Raw genomic sequence first — 10,023 nt, forward strand, 5'->3', positions numbered from 1 at the left:
GGCTTGATGCACCTACCTTTTCACCCCATTCTTCAATGGTCAGTTTGTTTCCAGGATTGGCTAAAAGCTCACTAATAATTGGCATTAAGCGTACATCTTCACTTAGCGGCATCACAAAGTTAGTTTCTTTGGCAAGTTCAACACGGTCAATAAACACATCAATAAAGCGCTGGTTTTTATCATCTAACAGATAGTCATCTTGCCACGTACAGATCTCCAAAATAAGCGCACGGAGCACACTGTCTACTTCAATTGATTTGGCAGATGTACCTAACCGCTCGGTATATTTCGCATCAATATAGACACTGCGAAACTTGCCGCCATAGCGACAAAAACTTTCATGCTCAAGCCCTGGAGGTAACCAAAGCGCCTGCTGCGGTGGAATAATAAATTTACCTTCGGGGGTAAAAAGCGTGAGTACACCATTACTAGTATAAGCAAGCTGCCCCCAACTATGCTGATGGGTTTTTACATGCTCCCACGGCGGCATATTAGTAGCTCTTGGCAATACTGGTCTGCCAAGAGTTTTCTTTTTAAAGCGAGAAGGAGTTGAGCGCCATTGGTTCATTAACGAGCATTTTAATCTTGTCTGATATTATAAATAGAATGTCATATATTCGATAACATGACAAAGCATTACTGTTTTACACTTTTAGCCTTCTTATTCAAAACCGACAGGAGCGTCACTTTGCTTAACGCTATTAAATCTTATAAAGCCAGCCCTTTTAGCTTTTTAGCTATTGCCGGTGCGGTAATGGCATTTACCTTTTCAGCATGGAATGCGTTGTTAAATAACTTTGCAATAGAAGCCGCTAATTTTAACGGCGCTAACATAGGTATGTTGCAATCACTTCGCGAAATACCGGGGTTTCTTGCCTTTACAGCAGTGTTTGTATTACTGGTATTAAAAGAGCAAACCTTTGCTCTTATCTCCCTCGCACTTTTAGTAATCGGTGTAGCAATTACTGGGCTATTTCCCACCGTTTACGGTTTGTACGCAACCACAGTGCTGATGTCGATTGGATTCCATTATTATGAAACGATTAATCAATCACTTAGCTTACAGTGGTTTAGTAAAGATGAAGCCCCTGAAAAGCTCGGAAAATTACTGTCTATCAAATCAATTGCGTCACTCTGTGCTTTTTCCATTATTTGGTTCTTGTTTACCTTTATGGCAACTTCATATCAGTTTGTTTATTTGTTTGTTGGCGGTATTGGATTACTTGCCACTATGTGGCTGTGGTTATCTCACCCTTCATTTCAACAACACACCTCGCAGCATAAAAAACTGATTTTAAGAAAAGAGTATACCCTCTTCTACTTACTCACTTTCTTCTCTGGTGCACGTCGTCAAATCTTTATGGTGTTTGCTGGTTTTTTAATGGTAGAAAAGTTTGGTTATGGCGTTGCTGAAATCTCTGCGCTTTATATGCTAAATCACTTACTAAATATATTTATTGCACCTAAAATTGGCAAAATGATCGGTAAGATTGGCGAGCAGCGCGCCTTATCAATCGAATATATAGGCCTAATCTTTGTGTTTATTGGTTATGCGATTGTGGAAAGCGCAACTGGCGCAGCCGTGTTATATGTGATTGACCATATCTTTTTTGCTATGGCAATTGCCATTAAAACCTATTTCCAGAAAATCGCTCGCCCTGAAGACATTGCCGCAACGGCTGGAGTAAGTTTCACCATCAACCATATTGCTGCGGTAATCATTCCAGCAAGTTTTGGTTTAGTGTGGCTTTACGACAATTCACTGGTGTTTTATTTTGGTGCTGTGCTTGCGTGTTGCTCATTAGTACTTAGCCAATTTATCGATCCACACCTAGCAAAACAGCGTTTAGCTAATAACCCAGCTTAACTAAAAGGGTTATCTATTAGCCCTTTATTTTTGTGCATTCTAAAAGCATCTTTTATTGCAATAAATGCATCAATATCCATCAAGCAATCAGAACAAAGTATATACAAAAACTACTTTAGTACTAGAAAAAGCCTCTAATGTATAAATTTGTAAACAATAGGCATATTTGTCCTTTCCAACTGGTCTGAACACCTATATATTGCGCAAAAATTAATCACCCTGGGTTTTATTATGACAACGTTAAAATCGATTATTCTTGCAGTAATTTGCTTAAGTGCAAATAGTGTTTTAGCAAAAACCACACAAACTAAACAAAATAACAGCCAGGGTTGGGCTTATGTAAATTATGTAGTGGATGCATCAGGAAATATCACCAACATTGATATTATTGAACAGTCTGAATTTAGCGATGTATCAAAAAACCTAACAAAAATAATTGAGAAACAATTACATAAGAAACCATCAACTAATGTAAGTAATACGGTGTTTATAGCGGCAAATAAATCGGCAAACTTACACGCAAGTAAATCGTTTTATAAAGCCTATGCGCAAATAGAGAAAAGTATTGCATCAAGCTCTCTCGCAGAGCTGAAATCAGCAATTGCTAATCAATTAAAACCGCTAGTAAAAACAGACTCGGAGGAAGCTTTATATTATTGGTTAAACACCCGCGCATTTTACAAACACAATGCATGGGCAGATTATGATATGGCAATGATGGGCGTGTTTAATACCGCAAAAAACTTGCCGGCAGAGCTTTCAGTCGTTGCATTAAAAAGTGCCATTAACTGGTTTAATCGCGATCAAAACTATCAAATGGCGAGCTTTACGTTAAATAAACTAGAAAACGTTTTAAAGAGTAATGCGATTAATATCGATAAGTTACACGAACAATACGTTAATGATATTCAACACGGCATAGTATCGAATAAAACCCAAGCTACTCAAAAGCAGATTGCTAGTAACACGCCATTTTTTAGAAAGGTGTTTCGCTCAAATGGTGAAATTACAGTAAATACAGGAAAAGTGTCAGATGCACAGTTACGTTGTGACGATAAACTAGAAGCCCTTAGTATTTCAAACAGCAAGATAGCGTTCTCTACCAAAGGTTTCAAAAATTGCCACGTTTTAGTTAAAACAGATGGCACAGCTAATGTTACTCTAGTACAAACCGGTAAGATCAACCTTATCTAACTTAACTATCATAGCCCTGAGGGCTAGTTATTAAGTACAAGGTGAACAAGCGCAACTAAAACGTTGCGCTTTTTTGTAGCTGAAATTTGTAGTTTGCGTACTTTATCCAATGATCTTATCCTGTCATCGAATGCTGTAACAATACTTATGAAGAGCAATGCAATAGCCCTCTAAATAAGAGCGCTAAATACTTTTTCAATACGTGGCAGCCACATCATCATAGTTGCGGCGCCCACGCCAATTACTGTGATGGTTGCGCCAAAAATTGTCATCAATGCAACTCCCCACTTCACCGAAAGGTTATTTGTGCGTTTTGCCCAAAACACCAGTTCAGCAATTAACATGGGCAATAAATAACAAGCGAAAGACATAGCAATATCCGCAGGGCCGTCAAGGTTACGCGAATTGCCAAGCGGCCCCTGATTAACCACAAACCAGCCCATCAAGTACAATCGAAACGTCCATACACAATTAACTAATAAGAAGCTGTGTACAGCAAATCGCTGGTGTAAATTAAATTGCTTTTTACACGCTGTACGCCACGCGAAATATATAAAAATAGGAATTAATATACCGTTTAGCGTAATACCTATTGAACCAATGTCGCTAAATCGCATGCCGGTTACCCAAGTAAGATATAATCCGGTGACAGCGCCGCTAATACCCAAGATAAAAAAGATGCGGCCATTTATCCGGTGCAAACGCGGGTATTTATTTCTAATAGATGGCACCAATTGTGACATACCACACAATCCTAGAATAATCGCAGGTACCACATGGGAAAAAAACACCATGCCATCGAACACTCCTTTGTCTTGAACACCTTGTCCAGGCAGCAAGTTATGGGTTACTTCAGTATTGCCCATTAAGGTTGGCAATACATATAAAATTAGGATGTAAATGGCAAATAACCACTGGCCAACAAGTGCCGCACAAAACCAGGTTTTGACACTTTTATCTAAAATTGTGTGAGGTGATAAACCTGTTTTTACACCATCCGCTAGTAAACTTTGCATTTCTGCCCCTTTATTTTAATCTTTTGATTTGATTAGTAAATTGGCATATAAAAAGTGACAAAGTTACTTACAAAAGGAGATTTACTCTGCCTATAAGCTCCCGTTACACTTCACACTAATATTTTACTGTTTACTTACTCAATTATGGCCCAATCCAATTTTTACATTTTTACGCTGTGTGTATGCCTAGGTTGTTTGATTGCGCAGCTGTTTGTTAAGCAGAAAAAGTTACCACATATCCTGTTTGCTATTTTCTGTGGCTCTGTCGCCATGTCACTAACGCAAAAAGTAACAGGCGATGCTATTGGTGCTTACAAGTATCTAATTGGATTAGGCACAGTAGCCACCTGCAACTGTTATTGGCTGCTGTCTCGCAGTTTCTTTCGTCAAGAAAAAGTCATTGAACATCATCATCTAGCACTCGCATTTGCTATTTCTTTGCTTATTTTTATTAATCAGGGATATTTGTTTGCAAGCTCTAGCCATATTATTGCCAGCAGCAGTGATTCGGTGTTTCGCCATGTATTGTCGGAAATCACCGTATTATTATCATCTTGTGTGTTGGTCTTATCGTTTTGGGAAGGCTGCCGAGACTTTAAAACTGCAACAAAACAAGACAAAGCACAGCGTATTTTGTTTTTATCAACCTTCGGCCTTGCTGTTGGCATTAGTAAGCTTACTAATTTTACCCTGGCAAGTAATGCTGATGCAAAAGAATGGGTCATCACTGCCATTATTTTGATGGTGGTTGTTAATACCCAATTGTTGCTTGCATGGCGAGTACAACACAAAAGCTCAGATACTCAGCCACAGACGAAAGCATCGTCACTTGAAGAGATACACACTCAACCAGAACCTGTGTGTGACATAGACAACGCACTTGCTCGTGATATTACCTCGCTCATGAACGAAGGATCTTTGTATTTACAAGCCAATTTAAAAGTGGCAGATATTGCACGCAGCCTTGATGTGCCAGAATATAGAGTAAGCCGCGCATTAAAATCGTACATTACCGACAAAAACTTCAATCAGTACATCAATAGTTTGCGCGTCGAGCATGCGAAATCCCTTTTGATTAACCCTGAAAACCAAGGCTGGTCAGTACTGGTGATTAGCTTAGAAAGCGGCTTTGCCTCAATTGGCCCATTTACTCGCGCATTTAAGGCCGAAACAGGGCTTACCCCTAAGCAATTTCGTCAAATGCACGTAAGCAAGGGTTTAGTTAAACTAAGTTAAAGAGCTTAGAGCGTGTTGGTATTTGTTGTCTATTTTTTCTGCCACTAGATGTCACGCCTTGACTTAGTACATTAGATCTAAAAGCGATGACGCTATCAAAACGCTTTAGATTTGAACAGAGTGTATACCACAAAAGTCAATACATTAGAGTGTATAATGAAGCGCCAAACAAAGTTGGCGCTTCATTAGGTTAATTAAACGTAATCGACCATTTATTTAATGTGCCAGTATCTCTGCGATAGTTATCAGCTACACGTAGTTGCCACTGTCCTTTAGCAACCGATGATACATTAACATTGTATTGTGCTTTCACATCATTTGCTGAGTCTGAGCCATTTTTGCTCTTAAGCGTATGTTGACTACCATCTGGCGCAACTAACACTAAGCTAATATCACCGCGATAGGTATGTGTAATATCAACATCAATTGTAATTGAATTGGCAGTACCTGAGCGGTTTACATCAATAGTTGACGTTACCGATGAATTATCAGGAATTGCCGTTGATGTAGTATTGCTAAATACACTTTGCTCTGGTTCAGTTGGTGTTGTGCTACCACCTTCGAATGTTTGGCCTGCGTTTACTTGGTTTGAAGTAGCAGAGGCTGATGCCCAGCTAAAGTCGCTATAAGCTTTACCTGTGCCTTTAAGTTGTAATGATGTTCCAACAGCAGTACTTGTGCTTTGTGCAATGCCAATGTCGGTTGATGTTAACCCTTTTGCAGGGCCATCAGTTGCAGTTAGCTTGCCTTCATAACTTAAAAATTGCACCACTTCACTTTTAGCATTAACCAGGGCAATGCCATCTGCTGCACCATTTTGTAATCCAGAAAAGGCAAAAAACTTAGTGCCAAAACCTGCTTGTTGGTTAGCAAGCACACCTGAAAGGCTTACCGTTTTGTAAGCTGCGCCACCATTACCATTGTATGCAACCAGTGACCAGCCGCTTAGGTCAATGCCTTGTGCACCTGCAATTTCAACACCTTCGTTTACGTCTGTGCCGTCATTGTCATAGTGAAGCTCATTTATCCAAGGCGTACTATTAGTTGGTGTAGTCGGCGTACCAGTATCTGGCCCTGTTCCTGAACACACACTTTCGAAAACACACGCCACAAACTCTGGGCGATCGATAAATGGGTTACGGTTACCTTGATATTGGAAAATTGCATCATTGCGGCGCATTTCAAAGCTATCTACCGGATCGGCTTTATGCCATGCCAGCAAGGTTGATTTAAGTCCCATATAAGCAATCGCTTCATTGCCGCCCGTTTTAGAGCCTTCAATTAAGTTGCGGTCATCGGTCAAAATAAGGTCTGGTTCAAGTACACCAGTCACAGAGTGACTACCACCTTCATAACGCACCGCTAAGTACATGAGCGCACGGGCAACATCACCACGACGAGCTGGCCATGTTTGCCATGCACCTGTCGCGCCAGAACCCAATGTTAAATTGATATCTTCTGAACCACCACCGCGGTTATTGTTCAACTCGGTTGCTTTTACAATACAGGCGGCATCAGTACACGCAGCATAAGGTTTGTTACTGCGGCTTGAGTTATAACTGCTATCAGCAATAAATAAGTGGTGTAGATCTGTGTAAGGGTAATTGTTACTACCATCACTTGGAAAGCCATACGATTTAGGCCAGCTGTGCTCGCGGTTGTAAAAACTATTACCACCACCTGCTTTTGTGTAACTGGCATTTTTGTAAACATCAATAACATTGCCGCTGTTATTTGGATCCTGATCGGCAATTTCTAATACATCCCACGTGTCTGTAGCAGTGGACGTATAAGGGATTTTCGTATGCCCTTTAATAATGTGATGTAAGCTTTGTTTTAATTTATCAGCTGATGTCTGATCTACTGATGAATAATAATTTTCAGGCGCTGCTGCCAGCGATTGCGTTGCGTAACATGCAACAAAGATTGATGTTACTAGTTTTAAGCGTGAGAGATTCATGGCTATCCATTTGTTTTTTTTGAAAATTCAAATCAATACCATCCTTTGTAAACTGCATCCTTTGCAATATTCGAAATAATTGCCGCGCTACTTTAAAGTAATTTCGTCACATTTTCCTTACATTTAGATTGTTAACTCTAAAAATGTCACACAGTATCTTGCTACAAGCCTTGCTCTGTATGGGTTGACTGATTTGATAACAAATGTAAACAAAAGGTAAATTCAGTTGTTTATTATTTTTCCAATTTGTGTCATTAATTAGTCATGGAAAAGCAGTAAACCTGACATTAAAAATTAAACAAAACGATGTGAGTTTATTTATGACTGAAAACAAACGTTACTTAATTGAGTTTGCTGTAAATGAAAGCGACAGTATTTCTCGCTATGTAGCAGGTGATAATTTATCACTTGAAAGCGTTACAAATTGGGCAAAAAAATTAGAGCAAGATGAAGGCGGCTTCTTATCCTTTACCATTAAGGAAGAAAGTTCAGCGCCTTAACTTTAACTGCGGCCTGATTGAAAGCGTAATGATGTGGACTAAACTTAATCTATGCCAGTATCTCGACGCACATTTATTCATTCTACCTCCGCACTTTTTGCAAGTACGTTATTCTCCTCGTCGTGTTTATCTTATGCCCTAACCCCAGAGGAACAGAACGTTCAAGATGAAGCTACCAAACTGGGTGCAGATTTCACCCTCACCTTTGCATCTCCCTATAAAACTGCTGAAGCACGCTACATTCCTCATATGCATCACGTATTCAAACATTTTATTGAAAGTATGTCTCAAGGCAAAATTTATGTTGATGTCAAAGATGGTGGACAGGTTGGGATAGGAACAGATTTAATGGCAGCCGTTACGCGTGGGCGCGTTGATGCGGCACTAATTTCGGTGTCAAACTTATCACGTGCCTTACCAATATTAGATGTGCTTAACATTCCGTTTTGGGCGAGCAGTAATCAAGCTTTTTTGAATCTTATTAGCTCAACCTATTGGCAACAAGAAATTGTCAATAAAATTAGGGAACAAGGAGTAGTCGAAATCTTGTTGCATTATATTACAGGAGGCCGCACTCTAAGCACCACTAAACAAATTAATAAAGTTATCAAAACACCTAATGATCTTAAGGATTTAGTGCTTCGTGTTCCTGCCAGTAAAGTACTTAAACAATTTTACGATATGACTGAAGCACATGTAATTGAGCTGAATTGGGACAAAGTAGCTATCATGGCACGCTCAGGACATATTCATGTAATTGACCCAGGTATCATTGGGCTCTACGCAGGGCCTGACAATTTACGAGACTCTATTGCTACAATTAGCACTTTTAACAGTGTTCCAGATGCATGGGTAAATGTAATCAATCAAAAATGGCTATCTCAGTTACCCTTGTCATTGCGGTTAATCGTACGCGAAGCTGCGCACCAAACCTTTCTCAACCAAATCAGCCAACTCTCTGAAGTCGAAAGCAATTGTAATTTGGCTTTCCAACAAGCTGGTTGTACTTTGTTTACTCCAGACAACGAATTAATGGCATTGTGGCATGATCAATTCGGCCAACACCGCCATGAATGGCGCGAAGTTAAAAAACAGCTTGTTGGCTCTGTTAAGGCGTTTAATATCTTACTTGAGGCAACCAATACACCGAGCAAATACCAGCTTGGCTAGTAAAACCATTTTGTGCGCTAGCAAACGGTACAACACCTGCTTTGAACTAATAGCTTTTAATACCGATATCTTTATACAATTAAGGTGCATTCTCCCCACTGAAAGTTAGATTAGCCGCGAAAAAATATAATTAAATCATAACCCCAAAAAGTTGCAATTGATAATAAATATCATTACGATCCGCATCAAATTCTTCAAACATGGAAAGATAATGATTAAAACGTCCCTTAGTTTAACCGCCCTTTTTGTTTCAACTGCAGTATTAGCCGATAGCCCAACTACAGAGCAGCAATTAAAAGACATGGAACGCATCATAGTTACTGGCAGCCGCGTAGAAGAACGCATTGATGAAGTAACCGCATCGGTTGTGATTGTTGACCAACAAGCACTACTTCGAAATATGGAAGTCAGCAACGAGTTGCAAAGCATTTTAGCCATTCAAGTGCCGGGGATGGGGCCAAACACAGGCACAAACAGTAGCTCTGGCCAAAACTTACGTGGTCGTAGCGCCTTAGTACTAATTGATGGTTTGCCACAATCAACGCCACTGCGAAATGGTCGTTTAGCTATTCGCTCGTTAGATCCAAGTGTGATTGAGCGCGTGGAAGTTATTAAAGGTGCGACCTCTATTTATGGTAACGGCGCCGCTGGCGGTATTATCAACTACATCACCAAAAATGCTGACAGCAAAGACGGCTTTAACGGCAAACTAAACCTTGCGACTAATTTTTCAGCCACGGATTTTGACGACAGTCTTGGCAAACGAGCAGATGTTACGCTTGATGGTCGCAGCGACAAATTTAGCTTTGTTGCCAATGTTGCCTATGAAGATAACGGCATTATTAAAGACGCAGATGGTGATGCACTTGGTTTGTTGTATGGTATGTCGGGCTTTAAATCTAAAAATGCCTTTACCAAATTAGCCTATGATTTAACTGATCACAGTGCCCTGTCACTTACTTATAACTATTTTGAAGGCCAACAAGAAACCGATCACATCAGCATTGATAACAATGTTAATCTGGGTGAAAAGAGTTATGCCATTAAAAACACAACGGGCGAAAAAGCACCGGGCGACCC

The 10,023-nt window shown here is 40.0% G+C and carries 9 protein-coding genes; 6 read left to right on the forward strand and 3 right to left on the reverse strand.

The window, feature by feature from the left end; translation table 11 throughout:
* Nucleotides 1-568, reverse strand: a 568-nt coding sequence (locus tag ABYD77_RS15150) for an AraC family ligand binding domain-containing protein (protein WP_372770960.1), incomplete at its 3' end; no start/stop codon positions are given.
* Between the two features lie 120 nt (nt 569-688).
* On the opposite strand from ABYD77_RS15150, the gene ABYD77_RS15155 reads away from it, so the two are divergent.
* Together ABYD77_RS15155 and ABYD77_RS15160 are read left to right on the forward strand one after the other, a co-directional pair.
* A complete protein-coding gene (locus ABYD77_RS15155; RefSeq protein WP_372770961.1) occupies nt 689-1,867 on the forward strand; it encodes an MFS transporter in 1,179 nt (392 codons plus the stop codon).
* A gap of 231 nt (nt 1,868-2,098) precedes the next feature.
* Nucleotides 2,099-3,061, forward strand: coding sequence for a hypothetical protein (locus ABYD77_RS15160; RefSeq protein WP_372770962.1), 963 nt, complete (start codon nt 2,099-2,101; stop codon nt 3,059-3,061).
* A gap of 170 nt (nt 3,062-3,231) precedes the next feature.
* Here ABYD77_RS15160 and ABYD77_RS15165 read toward each other — a convergent pair whose 3' ends face one another.
* The gene (locus ABYD77_RS15165) at nt 3,232-4,077 is read right to left on the reverse strand and encodes a DUF2306 domain-containing protein (protein ID WP_372770963.1); all 846 of its coding nucleotides are present in this window, start codon (nt 4,075-4,077) and stop codon (nt 3,232-3,234) included.
* A gap of 270 nt (nt 4,078-4,347) precedes the next feature.
* Here ABYD77_RS15165 and ABYD77_RS15170 point away from each other — a divergent pair, with 270 nt between their 5' ends.
* Nucleotides 4,348-5,313 carry a helix-turn-helix domain-containing protein gene (locus ABYD77_RS15170; RefSeq protein WP_372770964.1) on the forward strand — a complete coding sequence of 322 codons (966 nt, stop codon included), beginning with the start codon at nt 4,348-4,350 and terminating at the stop codon, nt 5,311-5,313.
* A 190-nt stretch (nt 5,314-5,503) separates the two neighbouring features.
* Here the strand turns inward: ABYD77_RS15170 and ABYD77_RS15175 are convergent, their stop codons facing one another.
* The gene (locus ABYD77_RS15175; RefSeq protein ID WP_372770965.1) at nt 5,504-7,273 is read right to left on the reverse strand and encodes an endonuclease; all 1,770 of its coding nucleotides are present in this window, start codon (nt 7,271-7,273) and stop codon (nt 5,504-5,506) included.
* Nucleotides 7,274-7,593: 320 nt separating this feature from the next.
* Here ABYD77_RS15175 and ABYD77_RS15180 point away from each other — a divergent pair, with 320 nt between their 5' ends.
* The 3 genes from ABYD77_RS15180 to ABYD77_RS15190 all read left to right on the forward strand — a co-directional run.
* A complete protein-coding gene (locus tag ABYD77_RS15180; protein ID WP_372770966.1) occupies nt 7,594-7,773 on the forward strand; it encodes a hypothetical protein in 180 nt (59 codons plus the stop codon).
* Between the two features lie 51 nt (nt 7,774-7,824).
* Entirely contained in the window at nt 7,825-8,943 is a 1,119-nt protein-coding gene (locus ABYD77_RS15185; RefSeq protein ID WP_372770967.1) for a TRAP transporter substrate-binding protein, read from the forward strand.
* Between the two features lie 211 nt (nt 8,944-9,154).
* A partial coding sequence (locus ABYD77_RS15190; protein WP_372770968.1) for a TonB-dependent receptor plug domain-containing protein occupies nt 9,155-10,023 on the forward strand: 869 nt, incomplete at its 3' end.

Source organism: Pseudoalteromonas sp., assembly GCF_041629635.1.
Taxonomy (GTDB): Bacteria; Pseudomonadota; Gammaproteobacteria; order Enterobacterales; family Alteromonadaceae; genus Pseudoalteromonas.